General features: G+C 70.3%; 15 protein-coding genes and 1 pseudogene. All 16 read left to right on the forward strand.

Annotated features, from left to right (window positions below):
- Window positions 1-38 precede the first annotated feature (38 nt).
- The gene (mrdA, locus tag OG611_RS14130) at window positions 39-2,204 is read left to right on the forward strand and encodes a penicillin-binding protein 2 (RefSeq protein WP_266419287.1); all 2,166 of its coding nucleotides are present in this window, start codon (window positions 39-41) and stop codon (window positions 2,202-2,204) included.
- The gene (gene rodA / locus OG611_RS14135) at window positions 2,204-3,394 is read left to right on the forward strand and encodes a rod shape-determining protein RodA (RefSeq protein WP_266419289.1); all 1,191 of its coding nucleotides are present in this window, start codon (window positions 2,204-2,206) and stop codon (window positions 3,392-3,394) included. Before mrdA ends, rodA begins: the two co-directional genes overlap by 1 nt.
- Before the next feature lie 51 nt (window positions 3,395-3,445).
- Window positions 3,446-4,966 carry a CYTH and CHAD domain-containing protein gene (locus tag OG611_RS14140; protein WP_266419291.1) on the forward strand — a complete coding sequence of 507 codons (1,521 nt, stop codon included), beginning with the start codon at window positions 3,446-3,448 and terminating at the stop codon, window positions 4,964-4,966.
- 50 nt (window positions 4,967-5,016) lie between these two features.
- Window positions 5,017-6,942 (forward strand): TIGR03960 family B12-binding radical SAM protein, encoded by a 1,926-nt coding sequence (locus OG611_RS14145; protein WP_266419294.1) that lies wholly within the window; start codon window positions 5,017-5,019, stop codon window positions 6,940-6,942.
- A gap of 86 nt (window positions 6,943-7,028) precedes the next feature.
- Window positions 7,029-8,219: a hypothetical protein gene (locus tag OG611_RS14150; protein ID WP_266425847.1), complete on the forward strand. Its 1,191-nt coding sequence runs from the start codon at window positions 7,029-7,031 to the stop codon at window positions 8,217-8,219.
- A gap of 122 nt (window positions 8,220-8,341) precedes the next feature.
- Window positions 8,342-9,124 carry a TIGR03936 family radical SAM-associated protein gene (locus tag OG611_RS14155; protein WP_266419296.1) on the forward strand — a complete coding sequence of 261 codons (783 nt, stop codon included), beginning with the start codon at window positions 8,342-8,344 and terminating at the stop codon, window positions 9,122-9,124.
- A 231-nt stretch (window positions 9,125-9,355) separates the two neighbouring features.
- Window positions 9,356-13,364: pseudogene (locus OG611_RS14160) on the forward strand (ribonuclease E/G).
- A 361-nt stretch (window positions 13,365-13,725) separates the two neighbouring features.
- A complete protein-coding gene (gene rplU, locus OG611_RS14165; protein WP_030921216.1) occupies window positions 13,726-14,046 on the forward strand; it encodes a 50S ribosomal protein L21 in 321 nt (106 codons plus the stop codon).
- A gap of 14 nt (window positions 14,047-14,060) precedes the next feature.
- Window positions 14,061-14,318, forward strand: coding sequence for a 50S ribosomal protein L27 (gene rpmA / locus OG611_RS14170; RefSeq protein ID WP_018103204.1), 258 nt, complete (start codon window positions 14,061-14,063; stop codon window positions 14,316-14,318).
- Between the two features lie 178 nt (window positions 14,319-14,496).
- On the forward strand, window positions 14,497-15,933 hold the full coding sequence (gene obgE / locus OG611_RS14175; RefSeq protein WP_266419301.1) for a GTPase ObgE: 1,437 nt from the start codon (window positions 14,497-14,499) through the stop codon (window positions 15,931-15,933).
- Window positions 15,934-16,209: 276 nt separating this feature from the next.
- Window positions 16,210-17,709, forward strand: a complete 1,500-nt coding sequence (locus tag OG611_RS14180) for a bifunctional cytidylyltransferase/SDR family oxidoreductase (protein ID WP_266419304.1) — start codon at window positions 16,210-16,212, stop codon at window positions 17,707-17,709.
- Between the two features lie 132 nt (window positions 17,710-17,841).
- The gene (locus tag OG611_RS14185) at window positions 17,842-19,887 is read left to right on the forward strand and encodes a hypothetical protein (RefSeq protein ID WP_266419307.1); all 2,046 of its coding nucleotides are present in this window, start codon (window positions 17,842-17,844) and stop codon (window positions 19,885-19,887) included.
- A 141-nt stretch (window positions 19,888-20,028) separates the two neighbouring features.
- On the forward strand, window positions 20,029-21,255 hold the full coding sequence (locus OG611_RS14190) for a glycosyltransferase family 2 protein (protein ID WP_266419310.1): 1,227 nt from the start codon (window positions 20,029-20,031) through the stop codon (window positions 21,253-21,255).
- A gap of 136 nt (window positions 21,256-21,391) precedes the next feature.
- Window positions 21,392-22,462, forward strand: a complete 1,071-nt coding sequence (locus OG611_RS14195; protein ID WP_072483610.1) for a glucose-1-phosphate thymidylyltransferase — start codon at window positions 21,392-21,394, stop codon at window positions 22,460-22,462.
- Window positions 22,459-23,445, forward strand: coding sequence for a dTDP-glucose 4,6-dehydratase (rfbB, locus tag OG611_RS14200; protein ID WP_266419312.1), 987 nt, complete (start codon window positions 22,459-22,461; stop codon window positions 23,443-23,445). The genes OG611_RS14195 and rfbB overlap by 4 nt, the downstream gene beginning before the upstream one ends.
- The gene (gene rfbD / locus OG611_RS14205; RefSeq protein WP_266419315.1) at window positions 23,442-24,326 is read left to right on the forward strand and encodes a dTDP-4-dehydrorhamnose reductase; all 885 of its coding nucleotides are present in this window, start codon (window positions 23,442-23,444) and stop codon (window positions 24,324-24,326) included. The genes rfbB and rfbD overlap by 4 nt, the downstream gene beginning before the upstream one ends.
- Window positions 24,327-24,367 lie beyond the last annotated feature (41 nt).

Raw genomic sequence — 24,367 nt, forward strand, 5'->3', positions numbered from 1 at the left:
TCGCGTACCTCCGGCCCGACCACCACCGGGGGCGCCCCGTGACCAACATCCCCGAGACCGGCCGGACCCCACGGGTCCAGATCCGTCTCATCGTCATCCAGGTCCTCGTCTTCTCCCTGCTGCTCACCCTCGGCGGGCGCCTCTGGTACCTCCAGATCCGCAACGGCCAGGAGTACAGCGACGAGGCGAAGAACAACCACGTCCAGCAGGTCGTCCAGCCCGCCGTCCGCGGCTCCATCCTCGACGCGCGCGGTGTGGCCCTCGCCGACAACGAGACCCGGCTGGTCGTCTCCGCCAGCCGCACCGAGCTGATGAAGATGGAGGACGACGGCAAGAGCGTCCTGACCCGGCTCGCCGGCGTCCTCGGCATGAAGCCCAAGGAGGTCCTCGACAAGGTCCGGCTCTGCGACTCCAAGACGCCGCAGCCCTGCTGGAACGGCTCGCCGTACCAGCCGATCCCGGTCACCGACGAGGCCACCACCCAGCAGGCCCTCACGATCCGTGAACGCGCCGAGGACTTCCCCGGCATCACCGCCGAGCCCACCGCCGTACGCCGGTACGGGGCGCCCGGCAAGGCCAACACCGCGCAGGTCCTCGGCTACCTCTCGCCGGTCACCGACGAGGAGATCACCAAGGCCCAGGACACCGACTCGCCGTACCTCCGCTCCGACCAGGTCGGCCGCTCCGGCCTGGAGCGCACCTACGACAAGGAGCTGCGCGGCAAGGCCGGCGTCACCCGCTACGAGGTCGACAACCTCGGCCGGGTCATCGGCCAGGCGAAGAACGACAAGGCGGAGCCCGGCTCCAGCGTGGTCACCTCCATCGACGCCCGGGTCCAGGCCGTCGCCGAGTACGAGCTCAACGAGGCCATGAAGACGGCCCGTCAGTCGTTCGACAAGAACACCGGGGAGAACTACAAGGCCGACTCCGGCGCCGTCGTCGTCATGGAGGCCAAGACCGGCCGCATCGTCTCGATGGCCTCCCTGCCGAACTACGACCCCAACGCCTGGGTCGGCGGCATCTCCGCCAAGGACTACGCCAAGCTCACCGGCAAGAATTCCAACTTCCCGCTGCTGAACCGGGCCATCCAGGGCCAGGCCGCCCCCGGCTCGATCTTCAAGGTCATCTCCTCGACCGCCGCGGTCAACGCCGGCTACCCCTTCAACGGCAACTACCCCTGCCCCAGCTCGTACAACGTCGGCGGGCAGACCTTCAAGAACTTCGAGTCCCAGGGCTACGGCTCCATCACCATCGGCCGGGCCCTCGAAGTCTCCTGCGACACCGTGTACTACGGCATCGCGCACAAGGAGTGGCTGAAGGACGGCGGCATGAACCCCAAGAAGAACGCCAAGGACTGGTTCTACAGGACCGCCCACCAGTTCGGCCTCGGCAAGGAGACCGGCATCGACCTCCCCAACGAGGTCAGCGGCCGCGTCCCCGACCGCAAGTGGAAGCAGGACTTCTACAAGGCGAACAAGGACGCCTGGTGCAAGCAGGGCAAGAAGGACGGCTCGTACGTCGAGAAGATCGCGTACGAGAACTGCCTCGAAGGCGACAAGATGCGCGCCGGTGACTCCGTCAACTACTCGATCGGCCAGGGCGACACGCTCGTCACGCCGATACAGATGGCCACCATCTACGCGGCCATCTCCAACGGCGGCACGCTCTACGACCCCACCGTCGGCAAGGCGATCGTCAGCGGGGACGGCAAGACCGTCGAGGAGATCAAGCCCAAGTCGCACGGCAAGCTGCCCTTCACGCGCAAGACCCGCAACCAGATCGACAGCGCCCTCGCGGGAGTCGCGACCCGTGGTTCGGCCGCCTGGCGATTCGGCGGCTGGCCGCAGGACAAGATCCCGATGCACGCCAAGACGGGTACGGCCGAGGTCTACGGCAAGCAGACGACCTCCTGGTTCGCCACGTACACCAAGGACTACTCGATCGTCATGACGATCTCCCAGGGCGGTACGGGCTCCGGTGCGTCCGGGCCCGCCGTGCGCAACATCTACGACGCCCTCTACGGTCTCGACGACTCCGGCAAGCAGGACCTGAAGAAGGCGCTGCTGCCCACCCCGCAGAAGTCCCTGCCGAAGATCCAGCAGGACGGTTCGATCGACGCCCCGGAGATCAAGCCCTACAACCCGGACTCGCAGAAGACCCCGGAGGAACAGACCCTCGCCGCGACGCTGGGGAGGCGCGACTGATGGCCGGCTTCTCCGTCCAGCGGTACGCCCCGGAGCGCTCCGCCTGGGGCAAACTCACCGCCCGCGACTCCCTCGTACGCAAACTCGACTGGCCGCTGCTCGGGTCCGCGCTCGCGCTCTCCTTCATCGGCTCGCTGCTGGTCTACTCGGCGACCCGGGGACGTGACTCGCTCACCCATGGCGACCCGTACTACTTCCTCTTCCGGCACGCCCTCAACACCGGCATCGGCTTCGCCCTGATGGTCGGCACGATCTGGCTCGGCCACCGCACCCTGCGCGGCGCCGTCCCGATCCTCTACGGCCTCTCGGTGCTCCTGGTGATGGCGGTGCTCACCCCGCTCGGCGCCACCGTCAACGGGGCCCATGCCTGGATCATCATCGGCGGCGGCTTCTCGCTCCAGCCGTCCGAGTTCACCAAGATCACCATCATCCTGATCATGGCGATGCTGCTGGCCGAGCGCGTCGACGCGGGCGACCAGCTCCATCCCGACCACCGGACCGTCGCCAAGGCCCTCGGTCTGGCGGCCGTCCCGATGGCCGTCGTCATGGGAATGCCGGACCTCGGCTCCGTGATGGTCATGGTCGTCATCGTCCTCGGCGTGCTCCTCGCCTCCGGCGCGTCGAACCGCTGGATCGCCGGTCTGCTCGGCGCGGGCGTGGCCGGTGCCATCGCGATCTGGCAGCTCGGCCTGCTCGACGAGTACCAGATCGCCCGCTTCGCCGCCTTCGCCAACCCCGCGCTCGACCCGGCGGGCGTCGGCTACAACACCAACCAGGCCCGCATCGCGATCGGCTCCGGCGGCCTCTCCGGGACGGGCCTCTTCCACGGCACCCAGACCACCGGCCAGTTCGTCCCCGAGCAGCAGACCGACTTCGTCTTCACCGTCGCGGGCGAGGAGCTCGGCTTCCTCGGCGCCGGGCTGATCCTCGTCCTGCTCGGCGTCGTCCTGTGGCGCGCCTGCCGGATCGCCCGCGAGACGACCGAGCTGTACGGCACGATCGTCGCCGCCGGAATCATCGCCTGGTTCGCCTTCCAGGCCTTCGAGAACATCGGGATGACGCTCGGCATCATGCCGGTCGCCGGGCTCCCGCTGCCGTTCGTGTCGTACGGAGGGTCCTCGATGTTCGCCGTCTGGGTGGCCGTCGGCCTGCTCCAGTCGATCAGGCTGCAGCGGCCGATAAGCGCCTGAGCCGGTGCGGGAGCACTGCCCATTCGCGTACAACACGTCTAGATTCGATTCATGGCGGACTCGAAGCGTGAGATCGAGCGGAAGTACGAAGCCACCGCGGAAACCCGGCTCCCGGACCTGAGCCGGGTGGCCGGGGTCTCGGCCGTCGCCCACCGGGGCGTCAGCGAACTGGACGCCGTCTACTACGACACCGAGGACCTCCGGCTCGCGACGGACTCCCTCACCTTGCGCCGCCGCACCGGCGGCGGCGACGCCGGCTGGCACCTCAAGTTCCCGGTCGCCTCCGGCATCCGGGACGAGCTGCGGGAACCGCTCTCCGACACCCTGCCGCGCTCCTTCGCGGGGCTGCTGCGCTCCCGGGTCCGCGAGCGCGCACTCGTTCCCGTCGTCCGGCTGGTCTCCGCCCGCGACGTCCACCACCTCCTCGACTCCGACGGCGCCCTGCTCGCCGAGGTCAGCGTCGACCGGGTGCGGGCCGAGCGGCTGACGGGCGGCGACGGCACGGCCTCCTGGACCGAGATCGAGGCCGAACTCGCCGACGACGGCGACCCCGCCTTCCTCGACGCCGTGGAGCGCCGGCTGCGCAAGGCCGGGATCCGCCCGTCCGCGTCCCCGTCCAAGCTGGCCAGGGCGCTCGCCGAGACCGCGCCGAAGCGGCAGAAGGACCCCGACGGCAGGGCCCGGCGGCCCACCGCGGGCGACCACGTCCTCGCGTACATCCGGCACCAGAGCGAGGCGATCGCCGCCCTCGACCCCGCCGTACGCCGCGACCTCCCCGACTCCGTGCACCAGATGCGGGTCGCCACCCGCAGGCTGCGCAGCGCACTGCGGACGTACCGGAAGATCCTCGACCGCGGCGTCACCGACCCGGTCGGCGACGAGCTGAAGTGGCTGGCCGCCGAGCTGGGCATCGACCGCGACCAGGAGGTGCTCGACGCCCGGCTGCGCGCCGGCCTCGACAACCTGCCCCGCGCCCTGGTCCTCGGCCCGGTCCGCGGGCGGCTCCGGATCTGGTCGGTGGCCCGGCGGAACGGCTCCCGCCGCCGCACCGTCGCCGTGCTCGACGGGAAGCGGTATCTGGCACTCCTGGAGAGCCTCGACACCCTGCTCGCCGCCCCGCCCCTGCTGCCGGCCGCGTCCCGTGCGCCGGGGCGGGCGCTGCCCCGCGCCGTGCTGAAGGAGTACGGGCGTCTCGCGGACCGCGTCGGCCATGCCCTGGAGCTCCCGCCCGGCCACGACCGGGACCTGGCCATGCACGAGGCCCGCAAGGCCGCCAAACGCGCCCGGTACGCGGCGGAGGCGGCCCGCCCCGCGCTCGGCGGGCCCGCCAAGCGCTTCGCCAAGCGGATGAAGGCCGTACAGAGCCTCCTCGGCGACCACCAGGACAGCGTGGTGGCCCGCGAGGCCCTGCGCACCCTGGCCGTCCAGGCGCACGCGGCGGGGGAGTCGGCCTTCACCTGGGGACTGCTCCACGGGCGGGAGGAGGCGACGGCCGCGGCCCGGGAACGGGATCTTTTGGCCGTGTGGGAGCGGGCGTCGCGGGCGGAGCTGCGGGCGGCGCTGGGAGGCTGAGGGCCGGGGTAGGCTTGATGGTCACCCTTGCCGGCTCTCGAAAGTTCGCGATGTCTGTCGATTCGGTCTTCCCACAGCTCGAAGCTCTGCTCCCGCATGTGCAGAAGCCCATCCAGTACGTCGGCGGTGAACTGAACTCCACCGTCAAACCGTGGGACGAATGCGACGTCCGCTGGGCACTCATGTACCCGGACGCGTACGAGGTCGGGCTCCCCAACCAGGGCGTCATGATCCTCTACGAGGTACTCAACGAGCGCCAGGGAGTCCTCGCCGAGCGCACCTACAGCGTGTGGCCGGACCTCGAGGAGCTGATGCGCGAGCACAAGGTCCCGCAGTTCACCGTGGACAGCCACCGCCCGGTCAAGGCGTTCGACGTCTTCGGGCTGAGCTTCTCCACCGAGCTCGGCTACACCAACATGCTCACCGCCCTGGATCTCGCGGGCATTCCGCTGGCGGCCCGGGACCGCACCGTCGACGACCCGATCGTGCTGGCCGGCGGCCACGCCGCGTTCAACCCCGAGCCGATCGCCGAGTTCATCGACTGCGCGGTCATCGGCGACGGCGAGCAGGCCGTCCTGGAGATCACCGAGATCGTCCGCGCCTGGAAGGCCGAGGGCCGCCCCGGTGGCCGCGAGGAGGTGCTCTTCCGCCTCGCCAGGACCGGCAACGTCTACGTCCCGGGCTTCTACGACGTCGAGTACCTCCCGGACGGGCGCATCGGCCGCGTCGTGCCCAACAAGTCGGGCGTGCCGTGGCGGGTGTCCAAGCACACCGTGATGGACCTCGACGAGTGGCCGTACCCGAAGCAGCCCCTCGTGCCGCTCGCCGAGACCGTCCACGAGCGGATGTCCGTCGAGATCTTCCGCGGCTGCACCCGCGGCTGCCGTTTCTGCCAGGCCGGCATGATCACGCGCCCCGTGCGGGAGCGAAGCATCACCGGCATCGGCGAGATGGTCGAGAAGGGCCTCAAGGCGACCGGCTTCGAGGAGGTCGGCCTGCTCTCGCTCTCCTCCGCGGACCACACCGAGATCGGTGAGATCGCCAAGGGCCTCGCCGACCGGTACACCGAGGACAAGATCGGCCTCTCGCTGCCGTCCACCCGCGTCGACGCGTTCAACGTGGACCTGGCCAACGAGCTGACCCGCAACGGTCGCCGCTCCGGTCTCACCTTCGCCCCCGAGGGCGGCTCCGAGCGCATGCGCAAGGTCATCAACAAGATGGTCTCGGAAGAGGACCTCATCCGTACCGTCGCCACCGCGTACGGCAACGGCTGGCGCCAGGTGAAGCTGTACTTCATGTGCGGCCTGCCCACCGAGACCGACGAGGACGTCCTCCAGATCGGCGACATGGCGGTCAACGTGATCGCCAAGGGCCGCGAGGTCTCCGGGCAGAACGACATCCGCTGCACCGTCTCCATCGGCGGCTTCGTGCCCAAGCCGCACACCCCGTTCCAGTGGGCCCCGCAGCTGAGCGCCGAGGAGACCGACGCCCGGCTGACCAAGCTCCGCGACAAGATCCGCGGCGACAAGAAGTACGGCCGCTCCATCGGCTTCCGCTACCACGACGGCAAGCCCGGCATCGTCGAGGGCCTGCTCTCGCGCGGCGACCGGCGCGTCGGCTCCGTCATCCGCGCGGTCTACGAGTCCGGCGGCCGCTTCGACGGCTGGCGCGAGCACTTCAGCTACGACCGCTGGATGACCGCCGCCGAGAAGACGTTGCCCGAGTACGGCGTGGACGTCGACTGGTACACCACCCGCGAGCGGACCTACGAGGAGGTCCTGCCCTGGGACCACCTGGACTCCGGCCTCGACAAGGACTGGCTCTGGGAGGACTGGCAGGACTCGCTCGACGAGACCGAGGTCGAGGACTGCCGCTGGACCCCGTGCTTCGACTGCGGCGTCTGCCCGCAGATGGACACCAGCATCCAGATCGGCCCGACCGGCAAGAAGCTGCTGCCGCTGTCGGTCGTCAAGTAGCCGCCCGCGACCGTCGCCAGGTGACGGCCAGGTGACGAAGGCCCGGTGCGGGAAACCCCGGACCGGGTCCTCGCGTCATGTACGGCATGGACTACGGCAAGCACCAGGACCCCGCGCGGTACGAAGTCGGCGAGGGCTGTCTGACCACGTTGATCCGCATCCCGGTACGGATCGTGGTGCTGGTCGTCGTGCTGCCCGTACGGATGGTCTGGGACGCCCTGGCGGTGACGGGTCGCGCCGTCGACCGGACGCTGCTGCGCCCGCTGGGCCGGGCCCTGTCCTGGCTGTTCGCGACGCTGGTGGTGATCCCCGCCGGCCGGCTGTACGAGTCGGTGCTCACCCCGCTCGGCCATGGGCTGCTGTGGCTGGCCGCGGCGGTGTTCGTGTGGCCGTGGGTCGCGCTCTGGCGGTATGTGCTGGTGCCGGGGGTGCGGTACGGGCTGGTGGTGCCGGTGGTGTGGCTGTACGAGTCGGTGCTCACTCCGCTCGGGCACGGGCTGCGGTGGGTGTACCGGGCGTTGCTCGCACCTGCCGGGCGCGGGGTCCGTACGGCCGTCGGCTGGGTTCTCACCGCTCTGCTCGTCTGGCCGGTGACCGGCCTGTGGCGGTACGTCCTGGTGCCCCTCGCGCTCGCTGCCGCCTGGCTGGCCGAGCACCTGGTCGTACGGCCGCTGGGCTGGGTGTACCGGGAAGTGCTCACCCCGCTCGGCCATGGCATCAACTGGCTGCTCGACCTGCTGGCGCGCGGGATCGCGGCCGTCGCGACCGGTCTGTGGACGGCGGCGGGGTGGCTGGTCACGACCCTGCTGGTCGCACCGCTCCGCTGGCTGTACCGGCGGGTCCTGGCCCCGGTCGGCCGGGAGGTCGTCGCCGCCTTCGGCGTCGCCTGGCGCGTCGCGGGGTACATCTCGCGGGCCGTCGGCCGGGCCATCGCCTGGCTGGCATGGCATCTGATCGGGGCGCCGGTGACCTGGGTCTACCGCACGGTCTGCACACCGGTGGGGCATTTCGTGCGCGACCAGGTCTGGGCCCCGGCCAGGCGCGCCGCCGCCGAGGCCGGTCGCGCGGCCCGGTCGGCGCTGCGCTCGGCGCGCGAGACCGTGCGCCAGGCACGCCGCGACGCATGGCGGGCCCTGGTCGGCGGGCCGCGGGTGCCCGAGCCCAGGGAACTGAAGGGGCCCCTTGCGCGTACTCTGGGTAGTACAACGACTGTGCCCAGCGTGGCGCCCGAACCAGAGATCTCCCCGCTCGGAGAGAAGAACGCCGAGCGGGGGTGAGCCGGACCGGACACCCCGGGCCACCCGCATTTCGAGGGCGGTGCGCCACCGCGTCCGCCCCGCACCGAGGAGAAGAACCACTGGGCAAGCGACAGCCCGAAGGCCCGCCGCCCGCACCGGCAGTGCAGCGCATCCGACTGCGCTACACCAAGCGCGGCCGCCTCCGGTTCACCAGTCACCGTGACTTCCAGCGCGCCTTCGAGCGGGCACTGCGCCGCTCCGAGGTGCCCATGGCGTACTCGGCCGGTTTCACCCCGCACCCGAAGGTGTCGTACGCCAACGCCGCCCCGACCGGCACGGGCAGCGAGGCCGAATTCCTGGAGATCGCCCTCACCGAGGCCCGCGATCCGGCCGTCCTGCGGGATCTGCTCAACGGCTCGCTGCCGGACGGCCTCGACATCACCGATGCCGTGGAGGCCCGTACCTCGGGTCTCGCCGACCGGCTGACCGCCTCCGTCTGGGAGCTGCGCCTCGACGGTGTCGCCGTGGCGGACGCGGCCGAGGCCGTGGCCGCCTTCAACAAGGCGGAGACCGTCGAGGTCCAGCGCCGCGCGAAGAACGGCATGCGCACCTTCGACGCCCGCGCCGCCGTGGTCGACCTGCAGGCCCTTGATCCACAGGCCGATAGGCCCGAGGACAGGCCCTGTGCGATACTGCGGCTGGTTGTTCGGCACGTGACACCTGCCGTGCGACCTGACGACGTCCTGTCCGGTCTCCGCGTTGTGGCCGACCTGGCGCCGCCGGTCCCCGCAGCGGTGACCAGGCTGGCGCAGGGGCTCTTCGACGAGGAGTCCGGCACGGTGACCGACCCGCTCGCGCCCGACCGCGAGGCAGCCCCGGCCGCTCCACCCACGGCCACCGGGACCGCCGTCGCGACGGCGCCGGAAGGTGCAGGTTCCGCGTAAGGCGGTCGTTGCAGCGCAGCCTTCGACTCGGGAACCATCCGGTTCGGGCCGCGCGATGACCCATAAGACTTTCGCCAGGCCGTACGCACCTCGCGTACGGAACCGGCGAGCCAGACATTGAGCTCCCGTGCGGCGCCCGCGCCCCGGACGGCGGAGCCGCGTACATCACGCGGACCGTGCCGGACCGGAATCAGGCGCGGCGCCCGGGAGCCTGACGGGAGAACCGCCCGCATGCCCCAGTCCAACGAACCCGGCACGACCGGGAACGCCGAAGAGAACAACGCACCCGGCGACAAGCTGCCGCCGCGCCGCAGGCGCCGCGCCGCGTCCCGCCCGGCCGGTCCGCCGGTCGCGGAGGCGCAGGGCGCAGCCGCGGAATCGGCCGCGCCGGCCATACCGGCCGTTGACGCCGCAGTGTCCGACAGCAACGCCGACGCCGCGTCGGCAGACGCCGCTCCGCCCGCCCGTCCGCGTCGTCGTGCGGTCCGCAAGGCGACCGCTCCGGCGGGTGCGCCGCAGGCCGCCGAGGTGGCCGAGGCCGCCGCGCCTGCCGCCGAGCCCGAGCCCGTGGCCGAGGTCCCGGCGGAGGCGGCGCCCGCGCGTCCGCGTCGTCGTGCGGTCCGCAAGGCGACGGCCCCGGCGGGTGCGCCGCAGGCCGCCGAGGTGGCCGAGGCCGCCGCGCCTGCCGCCGAGCCCGAGCCCGTGGCCGAGGTCCCGGCGGAGGCGGCGCCCGCGCGTCCGCGTCGTCGTGCGGTCCGCAAGGCGACCGCTCCGGCGGGTGCGCCGCAGGCCGCCGAAGCCGTGGAGATCGTCGAGGAGGCACCGGCCGTGGCCGAGCCCGAAGCCGGCCGCCGAGCCCGAGCCCGCCGCGCCCCGTGGTCGCACCCGGCGCCGGGCATCTGCCCCGGCCGGTGCGCCGCAGGCCGCCGATGCGCCTGCCGCGACCGCCGAGACCGTCGTGGCCGCGGAGGAGGAGGTCACCGAGCCCGCCGAGGTCGTCGAGGCCCCGCGCGGCCGTCGTCGTGCGGTCCGCAAGGCGACCGCTCCCGCCGGTGCGCCGAAGGCCGCCGAAGGCACCGAGGACACCGGCGAGAGCCTGCCCGAGGCCGCTGCCGAGGAGCCCGCCGCCGAGCCCGCCGAGGTCGAGGACGCCGCACCGCGCGGCCGTCAGCGCCGCCGGGCCACCACCGCCGCAGGCCGGCCGGAGTTCACCGGCAAGGCCGAGGAGCCCGTACGCAAGAGCCGCCGCGCCGAGCGTCCCGCCGTGGCCGTGTTCCAGGCGCCGGTCTTCGCCGAGCCGATGTTCCAGACCCCGGAGACCGCGGCCGCGGCTGCTGCGGCGTCGCGTCACGAAGAGGTCGAGGTCGAAGCCGAGGAAGAGGCCGAGACGGTCGAGGAGCCGACGGCTGTCGTCGAGGCCCCGGCCGCCGAAGCCGCGCCGCAGGGCGGTTCGCGCCGCCGTCGCCGCCGTCGCGGTGAGGCCGCCGAGCCCGAGCAGGCCGCCGCCCCCGCCGCTCCCGCGGTGGAGGAGCAGGCCGAGGAGGAGCACGAGCCGGAGCACGAGGGCGACGCCGAGCACGAGGGCGACGAGACGGACGAGTACGGGGACCGGCCCTCGCGCCGTCGCCGTCGCGGAGGCCGTCGCCGCCGTCGTGGCGAGGCCAACGAGGGTGACGAGGCCGCGGAGCAGCACGGCGACGAGGCCGCCGCCGACCACACCGAGGACGAGCAGGAGCGCGCTCAGGAGTCCGAGGAGGAGGACGAGGAGCACGAGGCGTCCGCCTCCGGATCGAGCAGCAGCCGTCGTCGGCGCCGCCGTCGTCGTCGCAGCGGGGATGTCTCCGCCGACGCCGACAACGGCACGGACGACCCGGAGCGTACGGTCGTCAAGGTCCGCGAGCCCCGCCGGAAGGAAGCCGAGCGCGAGCCCGGCACCGGCTTCGACGAGGTCCAGTCCATCAAGGGCTCGACCCGTATGGAGGCCAAGAAGCAGCGCCGCCGCGAGGGCCGTGAGCAGGGTCGCCGTCGCGTCCCGATCATCACCGAGGCCGAGTTCCTGGCCCGCCGTGAGGCCGTGGAGCGGGTCATGGTCGTCCGCCAGAACGGCGAGCGCACCCAGATCGGCGTTCTCGAGGACAACGTGCTCGTCGAGCACTACGTCAACAAGGAGCAGGCCACCAGCTACGTCGGCAACGTCTACCTGGGCAAGGTGCAGAACGTACTGCCGTCCATGGAGGCCGCCTTCGTCGACATCGGCAAGGGCCGCAACGCCGTGCTCTACGCCGGTGAGGTGAACTTCGAGGCGCTCGGCATGGCCCACGGGCCGCGCCGGATCGAGACCGCGCTCAAGTCCGGCCAGTCCGTCCTCGTCCAGGTGACCAAGGACCCGATCGGCCACAAGGGCGCCCGCCTGACCAGCCAGGTCTCGCTGCCCGGCCGTTACCTGGTCTACGTGCCCGAGGGCTCGATGACCGGCATCAGCCGCAAGCTGCCCGACACCGAGCGGGCCCGGCTGAAGACCATCCTCAAGAAGATCGTCCCCGAGGACGCGGGCGTCATCGTCCGCACCGCCGCGGAGGGCGCGAGCGAGGACGAGCTGCGCCGCGACGTCGAGCGGCTGCAGCAGCAGTGGGAGGACATCCAGAAGAAGTCGAAGAGCACCGGCAGCTCCAACGCGCCGACCCTGCTCTACGGCGAGCCGGACATGACCGTCCGGGTCGTCCGCGACATCTTCAACGAGGACTTCTCCAAGGTCATCGTCAGCGGCGACGACGCGTGGGAGACCATCCACGGCTACGTCTCGCAGGTGGCGCCCGATCTGACGGACCGCCTGTCGCGGTGGACCTCCGAGGTCGACATCTTCGCGACGTACCGGATCGACGAGCAGCTGATGAAGGCGCTGGACCGGAAGGTCTATCTGCCGAGCGGCGGCTCGCTGGTGATCGACAAGACCGAGGCGATGGTCGTCGTCGACGTCAACACCGGCAAGTTCACCGGTCAGGGCGGCAACCTTGAGGAGACCGTCACCAAGAACAACCTGGAGGCGGCCGAGGAGATCGTGCGCCAGCTGCGGCTGCGCGACCTCGGTGGCATCGTCGTCGTCGACTTCATCGACATGGTGCTGGAGTCCAACCGGGACCTGGTGCTGCGGCGCCTGCTGGAGTGCCTGGGACGCGACCGTACGAAGCACCAGGTCGCCGAGGTCACGTCGCTGGGCCTGGTCCAGATGACCCGCAAGCGGGTGGGCCAGGGTCTGCTGGAGTCCTTCTCCGAGACGTGTGTCCACTGCAACGGGCGCGGCGTGATCGTGCACATGGAGCAGCCGACCTCGGTCGGTGGCGGCGGCAAGCGTTCCAAGAAGCGCGGCCGGGGCGGCGCGGACCACGAGCACGTGGCCGAGACCGAGGCCGTGGCAGAGATCGAGACCGAGGCCGAGGTGGCTGCCGAGGTGGCCGCCCCCGTGGCGCTGCCCGAGCCGGAGTTCGTCCCGGACGAGGAGCTGTACAGCAGCCCGGCCGAGGCCGAGGCGGCCGCCACGCGCGGTCGCGGCCGGCGCCGCGCGACCCGTAAGGCGACGGCCCCGGCCGGCGCCCCGAAGGCCGCTGCCGCTGCCGCCCCGGCCGTCGAGCCGGAGCCGGTCGTGGTCGCGGAGCCCGAGCCGGTCGTGGAGCCGGAGTCGGCCGCCGAGGCACCGGCCCCGGTGATCGAGGAGGCCCTCGCGGCCGAGGCGCCCCAGGGCCGTACGCGCCGTCGGGCGACCCGGAAGGCGACCGCCCCGGCGGGCTCGTCGGCCCCGACCGAGCCGGTCGCCCCGGTGCAGGCCGCCGAGCCGGCCGAGCAGCCGGAGCCCGTCGCCGAGGCCGTGCAGCCCGAGGCCGCACCCGAGGAGCCGGCCGCCGAGGCCGCCCCGCCGCGTGCGCGCCGCCGGGTGACCCGCAAGGTCACCGCCCCCGCGGGCTCGCCCGCCGGTGCGGACGGGGCGGAGGTCGTCGTGGTGACCGGCTCGGCCGAGCCGAAGCCCGACGCCGAGGCGGCCGAGTCCGCCGAGGCGGAGGCCCCGGTCAAGAAGGCGGCCCGCAAGACCGCCAAGAAGGCCACCGCGAAGAAGGCGGCCACCAAGAAGACGGCTGCCAAGAAGACCGCCGCGAAGAAGACGACGGCCAAGAAGGCGGCGACGAAGAAGACGGTCGCCGCGGAGCAGTCCTCGAAGCCCGCCGTCTCGGCCGACACCGAGGCGTAGACGACAGGGCGGCCCCCGCGGTCACGGAGGCCTCCTCCGCGGCCGTACGGCGCAGCACGAAGGCCGGTGGGCCACACTCCGACAGGGGTGTGGCCCACCGGCCGTTCCGGCCCGCCGCAGACCCATCGGCCGCGTCGGCAGGAATGAACGGGGGAGCGACGGGGAAAGAAACAGGGCCCGGTTTGACCCTCCGGACGGCGGCCCGTAACCTTGCCCTTCGGCGTGTTTCCATGCGCCTGTCCCTGAGCAACCCCCTCCCTTCACAGGTGAGAGGCCGCTCGTCCATTCGGATCACCTCGGGCCCCGGCCCGTGTGAGCGGCTGGCATCAGGGGCTTCGTTCCGAGCGAGAGAGAGATCCGCGTGTACGCCATCGTGCGCAGCGGTGGCCGCCAGCACAAGGTTGCTGTCGGTGACATCGTTGAGGTTGACAAGATTTCCACTGCCCAGGTTGGCGACACGGTCGAGCTCTCGACCCTGCTCGTGGTCGACGGCGACGCCGTGACCAGCGACCCGTGGGTGCTGGCCGGGATCAAGGTCCAGGCCGAGGTCGTGGACCACCACAAGGGCGCGAAGATCGACATCCTTCGCTACAAGAACAAGACCGGCTACCGCCGTCGCCAGGGTCACCGTCAGCAGTACACGGCGATCAAGGTCACCGGTATCCCCGCGGCTGCGAAGTAAGGGACTGAGGAGACATGGCACACAAGAAGGGCGCATCGTCCACCCGGAACGGGCGCGATTCCAATGCTCAGCGGCTCGGCGTGAAGCGCTTCGGCGGTCAGGCCGTCAACGCCGGTGAGATCCTGGTCCGCCAGCGCGGCACGCACTTCCACCCGGGCACGGGCGTCGGCCGTGGCGGCGACGACACGCTGTTCGCACTCGCCGCCGGTGCGGTCGAGTTCGGCACGCACCGTGGCCGCAAGGTCGTGAACATCGTTCCGATCGCCGGCTGATTTTCGGCGCTCGTCGAGCGGTTTCTGCGGAGGCGGACCTCACTTCCCGTACGGGAAGAGGGTCCGCCTTTCGCGTGTTTCTCCCATGAGAGACGGCTGTCTCCCAGCGGTACGGCGCGAGCCGGCGGGGCAGCGCGAGTGAGATATTTCTGCATGTATGTAACTGGAGGTTTCAACCATGACCACCTTCGTGGACCGCGTCGAGCTGCATGTCGCCGCGGGTAACGGGGGCCACGGCTGTGCCTCCGTACACCGTGAGAAGTTCAAGCCGCTCGGCGGTCCGGACGGCGGCAACGGCGGCCGCGGTGGCGATGTGACCCTGGTCGTCGACCAGGCGATCACCACGCTCCTCGACTACCACCACCACCCCCACCGCAAGGCCACCAACGGCCAGCCCGGCGCGGGCGACAACCGGTCCGGCAAGGACGGCCAGGACCTGGTCCTGCCGGTGCCCGACGGCACGGTCGTGCTCGACGGGAACGGCAATGTGCTTGCCGACCTGATCGGCCAGGGCACCACGTTCGTCGCCGGACAGGGCGGCCGGGGCGGCCTCGGCAACGCCGCGCTGGCCTCCGCCCGGCGCAAGGCCCCCGGCTTCGCGCTGCTCGGCGAGCCCGGCGAGGCCCGGGACATCGTCCTGGAGCTCAAGACCGTCGCCGACGTCGCGCTGGTCGGCTACCCGAGCGCCGGCAAGTCCTCGCTGATCTCCGTTCTGTCGGCGGCCAAGCCGAAGATCGCCGACTACCCGTTCACGACCCTCGTCCCGAACCTCGGCGTGGTCACCGCGGGCAGCACCGTCTACACCGTCGCCGACGTCCCCGGTCTGATCCCGGGCGCCAGCCAGGGCCGCGGCCTCGGCCTGGAGTTCCTGCGGCACGTGGAGCGCTGCTCGGTACTGGTGCACGTGCTGGACACCGCGACGCTGGAGTCCGACCGCGACCCGGTCTCCGACCTCGACATGATCGAGGAGGAGCTGAAGCAGTACGGGGGCCTGGAGGACCGGCCCCGCATCGTCGTCCTCAACAAGGTCGACATCCCGGACGGCCAGGACCTCGCCGACATGATCCGTCCGGACCTGGAGGAGCGCGGCTACCGCGTCTTCGAGGTGTCCGCCGTCGCCCATACTGGTCTGAAGGAGCTCTCCTTCGCGCTCGCGGGCATCATCGCCGAGGCCCGTGCGGCCAAGCCGGTGGAGGTGGCGACCCGGATCGTCATCCGCCCGAAGGCCGTCGACGACGCGGGCTTCACCGTCACGCTGGAGGAGGACGGCATCTACCGGGTGCGCGGCGAGAAGCCGGAGCGCTGGGTCCGGCAGACCGACTTCAACAACGACGAGGCCGTCGGCTACCTGGCCGACCGGCTCAACCGTCTCGGTGTCGAGGACGCACTGGTGAAGGCCGGCGCCCGTGCGGGCGACGGCGTCGCCATCGGCGCCGAGGACAACGCGGTCGTCTTCGACTGGGAGCCGACCCTGGCGGCGGGCGCGGAGATGCTCGGCCGTCGTGGCGAGGACCACCGGCTCGAAGCACCGCGTCCGGCGGCGCAGCGCCGCCGCGACCGCGAGTCGGAACGCGACGAGGCGCAGCGCGAGTTCGACGATTTCAACCCGTTCTAGGCGGGCAACGGCCGCCGGAGGAGCCTCTTCCGGCGGCCGTGCACGCTCTCCGCGTCATTCGTCCGGGGGAACCGAACCCGCTCAAGGGTGATTCATGCCGCTCACTCGTGTGGCGTCGGTCACCTGGCAGGGAAGCGGCAATTCCGGTATTCGCCCTGTTCGCAAGGCACCAAAAGGTTTCGATACGGCATGCGGTGGCCGACGTCCACCTTGCGAGACGGTAACGGAGAGTGCAACCATCGCTGTATCTCCCAGCCCTCGCAAGGTAGGTCGTCTGTGTCTGCTCAGCACATAGCCAAAGCCCGAACCACAGCAGTCGTGCTCGCCGGCGGTACCGGCCAGCGCGTGGGTCTGTCCATTCCCAAGCAGCTGCTGAAGATCGCAGGCAAGGCTGTCATCGAGCACACGCTGTCGATCTTCCAGCAGGCCGACTCCATCGACGACGTCATCGTGCTGATGGCTCCGGGCTACGTGCCCGACGTGGAGAAGATCGTCGCCAAGGCCGGGCTCACCAAGGTCACCAAGGTGATCGAGGGCGGCTCCACGCGCAACGAGACCACCGAGCGCGCCATCGCGGCCCTCGGCGAGGGCCTGGCCGAGGGCGAGGACCGCAACGTCCTCTTCCACGACGCCGTGCGCCCGCTGCTCTCGCAGCGCGTCATCAAGGACTGCGTCGACGCGCTGGGCCGCTACCAGGCGGTCGACGTCGCCATCCCGTCCGCGGACACGATCATCGTGACCCGCACCCACGGCGGCGACGGCGAGTTCATCACCGATGTGCCCGACCGCTCCCGGCTGCGCCGCGGTCAGACGCCGCAGGCCTTCAAGCTCTCCACGATCCGCCGGGCGTACGAGGTCGCCGCGGGCGACCCGAACTTCCAGGCGACCGACGACTGCTCGGTCGTGCTGAAGTACCTCCCCGACGTACCGATCTACGTCGTGGCGGGCGACGAGTACAACATGAAGGTCACCCAGCCGGTCGACGTCTTCATCGCGGACAAGCTCTTCCAGTTGGCCTCCACGGCCGTCCCGCAGCCGACCGACGACGCCGCCTACCGCGAACTGCTCACCGGCAAGACCCTCGTCGTCTTCGGCGGCTCGTACGGCATCGGCGCGGACATCGCGACGCTCGCCGAGTCCTACGGCGCCACCGTCTACGCCCTGGGCCGCTCCACCACCGGTACGCACGTGGAGAACCCGGAGCACATCGACGAGGCGCTCTCCAAGGCGTACGCCGACACCGGCCGCGTCGACTACGTGATCAACACCGCGGGAGTGCTCCGCATCGGCAAGCTGGCCGAGACGGACAGCGCGACCATCCAGGAAGCGCTCAACGTCAACTACCTGGCACCCGTGCAGATCGCCCGCGCCTCGTACAAGTACCTCGCCGAGACCAAGGGACAGCTGCTGCTCTACACCTCCAGCAGCTACACCCGGGGCCGCGCGGAGTACAGCCTCTACTCGTCGACCAAGGCCGCCATGGTGAACCTCACCCAGGCGCTCTCGGACGAGTGGGCGGCCGACGGCGTGCGGGTGAACTGCGTGAACCCCGAGCGCACCGCCACCCCGATGCGCACCAAGGCGTTCGGCGACGAGCCCGCGGGCACGCTGCTCTCCTCCGAGGCGGTCGCCAGGACCTCGCTCGATGTCCTGCTCTCCGAGATGACCGGCCATGTCATCGACGTACGCCAGCAGGACCCGACGCGTGGCGCCTCCGAGGCGTCCGGCTTCGAGCAGGCGCTTGCCGCTGTCCTGGACCGACAGGCCGATGTGTAATACTGCTTGACAATCGACTATTCGGACCCCTGCAGTCGCCATGTGCGAACTGCAGGGGTCCGAATTCGTGAAGCTCTGTCTTCACATTCCCCTCGTAAGGTAAAAAGTCGGCACCCTCGGGAGCGGTACTTCGTGATTTCGAAAGCCATGCGCTTGGCTCGGGTGGGCAGCGGTTCGGAGCTGGCCGCCGCGCTCCTGGTGGCTCTGGGGTTCCCGTGCATAATGCTCGCGGCAATAATCCCCAATCTCTGGTTCTTCTCCGCGGCCACCGCGGTCACCTATCTCGCTGACCGGTATCTGCACCACTGCGGCAGCTATCTGATCAACCGGCTCGCCGCCGTCCGGGCGGGGCTTTCGATCCGCTTCCTGGTCCGGCAACTGCTGCTCATCCTGCTGCTGTCCCGCATGGGATACGGCGAGGAGACGCTCTTCTACGTCACGGTCGCCTGTCTGCTGGCGTTCTACGGGCTCCAGGCGCCGCAGAGCGCGATGGTCACCCTGATCCGGCTGCGCCGCAAGCTTCCGGTGGTCACCCGCAACATCGACCTGGCGGCGGTGCGGATCGCCGATGCCCCGCCGCAGCGCCTGACGAGCCGGCCCGCGGAGAAGATGCTGCACCTGGACGTCTTCTCGATGGTGGGCGTGCTGGTCGCGATCGAGACCGGCAAGGAGGTCATCGCGTACGCCGGCCTCGGCCTGACGCTCGTGCTCGCGGTCTGCTACCTGGCGGCGCTGCTGCCGTACGTCCGGCCGAGCCGGCTCGTACCGCCGGAGACCAAGGTCCTCAACGCGGTGGGCAACTGGCTCGCCGAGTACCGGCCGACCGTGATGCTGTACTTCTCCGGCTCCAAGGACTCCGCCTACCAGGTCAACATGTGGCTGGAGACGATGGCCCAGCTCGGCGGGCGGCCGATGATCCTGCTGCGTGAGCGCAACATCGTGCCGCAGCTCGCCACGACCTCGGTGCCGGTGCTCTGCGTGCCCGGCGGCGTGCACCTGATGAACCTGGACCTCTCGTCGGTACGGGTCGCGCTCTACGCGGCCAACGTCGGCAAGAACATCCACCTGCTCCGGGTGCCGACGATGAAGCATGTCTTCATCGGCCACGGCGACAGCGACAAGATCGCCAGCGTCAACCCGTACAGCAAGGTCTACGACGAGGTGTGGACCGCGGGCCGGGCCGGCCGCGACCGTTACGCGCTGGCCGACGTCGGCGTGCGCGACGAGGACATCGTGGAGGTGGGCCGCCCGCAGCTGGCCGCCATCCAGTCGTGGTCCGGCACGGGGAAGAACCCGATCCCGACCGTGCTGTACGCCCCCACCTGGGAGGGCTGGGACGACAACCCGGGCAACACCTCCCTGCTGCTGGCCGGCGAGAACATCGTCAGGCGGCTGCTGAAGGCCGAGCAGCCGGTCCGGCTGCTGTACAAGCCGCACCCCTTCACCGGCACCCGCAGCGCCAAGGCCAAGGCGGTGCACCTGCGCATCACCGCGATGATCGAGCAGGCCGCCGCCGAGCGCGCCACCGACCCCCGCTGGGCGGAGCAGTCGGCCGCGCTGCAGGGCGAGCAGGCCGAGGCACGGGCCGAGCTGGCCCGTATCGAGGCACGGCTGGCCGAGCTGGCCGGCGGCGGGCGTACCGCGCGGGACGAGGCGGAACTGTCCCGGGACTCGCTGGCCGACCCGGCGCGCGAGGCCGAGACGGCGAAGCTCAAGGACGAGTGGAACGCGGCGTCCTGGCGTGCGCAGGGCTGGTGGGAGCACCGGGTCATCACCGGCGCCCAGATGCGGCTGTACGACTGCTTCAACGAGTCCGACGCCATGGTCTCGGACATCTCCAGCGTGGTGTCCGACTTCATCGCGAGCGGCAAGCCGTACGCGGTCACGGACTCGGCCGAACTGGGCGAGGACGAGTTCCGCCGGCAGAACACCGCAGTGCGCGCCGCGGTGATCCTTTCCAACTCGGCGGCCGAGCTGGACGCCCTGCTCGCCGCGGTGACGGATCCGGCCGCGGACACCCTGGCGGATGCCAGGAGCGAGCTCAAGCAGTACCTCCTCGGTCCGGACGAGCCCACCTCGATCGTGCAGTTCGACACGGCCGTGACGGAACTCGCGGCCAAGTCCGACGCGCGGAACGCCGGAGTGGCGACGAGCCTGGGCGAGCCCGTGGGCGGCTGAAAGTCGACCATCGGCATTACCTGATCGGGAAGGCCCGGCATACCCCTGCAAAGGGTTGTGCCGGGCCTTTGTGATGAGTGTCACCATTCGGTCGTGTGGCGTCAGACAACCAACGGACCGGGCCGACTGTCTTCTGTTTGTGTGAACGAGACGCAAATTCCTGACGTGACTGTGGTTGTCGGTGCATATGAGGCGATGCCCTATCTCATACGCTGTCTCGAATCGGTGGAGGCGCAGACCATCGGTGCAGATCGGATCGAAATCGTCGCAGTCGTCGACGGTTCCACCGACGGCACCGGTGAGTATCTGGAGGAATTCGCTGCGAGGTCGAAGGTTCCGACCAGAGTGGTCAGGCAGAAGAACTCCGGCGGTCCCAGCGGTCCGCGTAATGTGGGCATCGGTCTGGCCCGCGGCCGCTATGTGTTCTTCCTGGACGCGGACGACTACTTCGGCGACGAGGCCCTGGAGCGGATGGTGGCCATGGCCGACCGGGCGGGCACCGATGTGGTGCTCGGCAAGGTGGTCGGCGTGAACAGAGGGGCGCCGCAGTCGATGTGGCGGGCCACCAAGGAACGCGTCGACGTCTACAACTCCAAGGTCATTTACACCCTGAGCGCACAGAAGCTCTTCCGGCGTGAACTCCTGGAGCGTCTCTCCCTGAGGTTCGACGAGAATCTCAGAACCGGTGAGGACGCCCTCTTCACGATGGAGGCATATCTGCGCGGTGCCGGGGTCTCGGTGATCTCCAATTACGTCTGCTATTACCTGGTGGGGCGTGACGACGGGAAGCACGTCACGAAGAGCGGCACCTATGAATGGCGCTTCGACTCGATGCGAGCCATGATGGCGCTCATTCACCGGATCGAGCCCGCGGGTCCGAAACGGGATTTCCTGATGGTCCGGCCCTTCACGGTCGGGATGCTCCAGCAGTTCGGTCCCGTCGTGCTGAAGGATTCCGAGGAAGTCCGGCGGCGCAAGATGGAACTCGCGGCTCCGCTGATGGAAACGTACTGGCACGACGGCGTGGCCCGGCTGATCAAGGTGCCGGAGCGGTTGCGTCTCGCCTGTGTGGCAGGGGGCAGAATGGATCTGCTCATCGAGGTGGTGCGGTACATCCGGGCGAAGACGGTCCCGGACGTGGTCCGCTTGCGCAACGGTGACACGCTCTACCTTGCGTACCCGCACTTCCGCGACAGGTCGGCCGGTCTGGCCGAATCCAACTACGAGGTCACCGTTCCGGACTGGCACGACGGCAAGCGCATCGAACAGCCGAAGGCCGCCGCCCGCCGGGCCTCGCTGTCCAGGCGGGTGGCCCGCAGGATGCGCCGCGACTTGAGGCGATGGAAGGAGCGGCTGAGCGTGGCATGACGGCCGCTCGACCTCGGACGGCCGCCGAGTGCGCCCGCACGACGGATTCACCGAAGATCACGAAGAGAAGCTCAGTAAAATCGTTCGGACGTCGCGCCCGCGACAGGACCGACAGCTCACCATGGGGACTGGTCACGTGAAGGCTCTCGTACTATCCGGAGGGGCCGGCACCCGCCTGCGTCCCATCACACACACCTCGGCCAAGCAACTGGTGCCGGTGGCGAACAAGCCCGTGCTGTTCTACGGGCTGGAAGCCATCGCGGAAGCGGGCATCACCGAGGTCGGCATCATCGTGGGCGACACCGCGCCCGAGATCCGCGAGGCGGTCGGCGACGGTTCCGCGCTCGGCATCGAGGTCACGTACATCCCGCAGGACGAGCCGCTCGGCCTCGCCCACGCGGTGCTGATCGCGCGCGACTTCCTGGGGGACGACGACTTCGTCATGTACCTCGGGGACAACTTCATCGTCGGTGGGATCACCGGTCTGGTGGAGGAGTTCCGCGCGGACAAGCCCGACGCGCAGATCCTGCTGACGCAGGTGCCCAACCCGACCTCCTTCGGTGTCGCGGAGCTCGACGCCGACGGCCGGGTGGCGGCGCTGGAGGAGAAGCCGAAGGAGCCCAAGAGCGATCTGGCGCTCGTCGGCGTCTACCTCTTCACTCCCGCCATCCACGAGGCCGTCCGCTCGATCGAGCCGTCCTGGCGCGGCGAGCTGGAGATCACGCACGCCATCCAGTGGCTGATCGACCAGAAGCGCGACGTGCGCTCCACCACGATCCACGGTTACTGGAAGGACACCGGCAACGTCACCGACATGCTGGAGGTCAACCGGACCGTCCTGGAGGCCGTCGAGCCGTTCCACGAGGACGCCGAGGTCGACGAGGACAGCGAGATCATCGGCCGGGTGAGGATCGAGGCGGGTGCCAAGGTCAGCGGCAGCCGCATCGTCGGGCCCGTGATCATCGGTGCCCGTTCGGTGATCAGCGGCGCGTACGTGGGCCCGTTCACCTCGGTCTCGGAGGACGTCCGCATCGAGGACAGCGAGATCGAGTACTCCATCGTTCTGCGGGGCGCCTCCATCGCCGGTGTCCGCCGCGTCGAGGCGTCGCTCATCGGTCGTGACGTCGAAGTGACCCCCGCGCCCCGATCCCCGTCCGCCCACCGACTCGTACTCGGCGACCACAGCAAGGTGCAGATCTCTTCATGACCACCAACATCCTGGTGACCGGCGGCGCCGGCTTCATCGGCTCGCACTACGTTCGTACGGTGCTCGGCCCCGAGGGCCCCGGCGACATCGCCGTCACCGTGCTCGACAAGCTCACCTACGCGGGCAACCCGGCCAACCTCGACGAGGTGCGCGACCACCCCGGTTTCCGGTTCGTGCAGGGTGACATCTGCGATCCGGAGCTGGTCGCCAAGCTGATGGCCGAGCACGACCAGGTGGTGCACTTCGCCGCCGAGTCCCACGTGGACCGTTCCATCGACGGCGGCGCCGAGTTCGTCCGGACCAACGTCGTGGGCACCCACACCCTGATCCATGCCGCGCACCTGGCGGGCATCAAGACCTTCGTGCACATCTCCACCGACGAGGTCTACGGCTCGATCGACGAGGGCTCCTGGCCCGAGACCGACCCGCTCGCGCCCAACTCGCCGTACTCCGCGGCCAAGGCGTCCAGCGACCTGATCGCGCTCTCGTACCACCGCACCCACGGCCTCGACGTGCGGGTGACCCGCTGCTCCAACAACTACGGGCACCACCACTTCCCCGAGAAGGTCATCCCGCTCTTCGTCACCAACCTGCTGGACGGCAAGACGGTCCCGCTCTACGGCGACGGCGCCAACGTCCGCGACTGGCTGCACATCGACGACCACGTCCAGGGCATCGAGCTGGTCCGCACCAAGGGCCGGGCCGGCGAGGTCTACAACATCGGCGGCGGCACCGAGCTCTCCAACAAGGAGCTCACCGGCCTGCTGCTGGACGCCTGCGGCGCCGACTGGGACACCAGCGTCACGTACGTCGAGGACCGCAAGGGCCACGACCGCCGCTACTCGGTCGACTGCACCAAGATCCGCGAGGAGCTCGGCTACGAGGCCCGCAAGGACTTCCGTACCGGCCTCGCCGAGACCGTGCAGTGGTACCGCGACAACCGCGCCTGGTGGGAGCCGCTGAAGGACCGGGCCGCGCTGTGAGCGCCGTCTGGCTGGTCACCGGAGCCGCCGGGATGCTGGGCCAGGACGTCCTGGCCCGGCTCGCCGGTGAGGAGGTCACCGCCGTCGCCGCGGACCGGGCGGCCGTGGACATCGCCGACCCCGCGTCGGTGCGGGCGGCCTTCGAGAAGCACCGCCCCGCCGTGGTGGTGAACTGCGCCGCCTGGACCGCGGTCGACGACGCCGAGTCCCAGGAGGATGCCGCGCTGCGGGTCAACGGCACGGGCCCCGCAGTCCTCGCCGAGGCCTGCCGCGAACACGGTGCCGTGCTCCTCCAGGTCTCCACCGACTACGTCTTCGCCGGTGACGGCGAGAAGCCGTACGCCGAGGACGACCCGACCGGGCCGCGCAGCGCCTACGGTCGCACCAAGCTGGCCGGCGAGCAGGCCGTGCTGAGCACCCTGCCGGAGACCGGTTACGTGGTCCGCACAGCCTGGCTCTACGGCGCGGGCGGCGGCAACTTCGTCCGTACGATGATCAGGTTGGAGGGTGTCAAGGACACCCTCGACGTGGTGGACGACCAGCGCGGTCAGCCCACCTGGACCGTCGATCTGGCCGACCGGCTGGTCCGGCTCGGGCAGGCCGCCCTCGCGGGCACCGCGCCGGCCGGCGTCTACCACGGCACCAGCGGCGGCGAGACGACCTGGTTCGGCTTCACCCGGGAGATCTTCCGGCTCCTCGGCACCGACCCGGAACGTGTCCGTCCCACGACCAGCGAGGCCTTCGTGCGGCCGGCTCCCCGGCCCGCGTTCAGCGTGCTGGGCCACGACCGCTGGGCCGCGGCCGGGATCGAACCGGTCCGGGACTGGCGGGCGGCGTTGGAGGAATCATTTCCGGCGCTTCTAGCAGCAGAGCGGCCATGATCATCAATTGATCGTACAGACGGTCAAATCTCGTCGAATTT

Origin of the sequence: Streptomyces sp. NBC_01363 (assembly GCF_026340595.1) — a bacterium.
Lineage (GTDB): Bacteria > Actinomycetota > Actinomycetes > Streptomycetales > Streptomycetaceae > Streptomyces.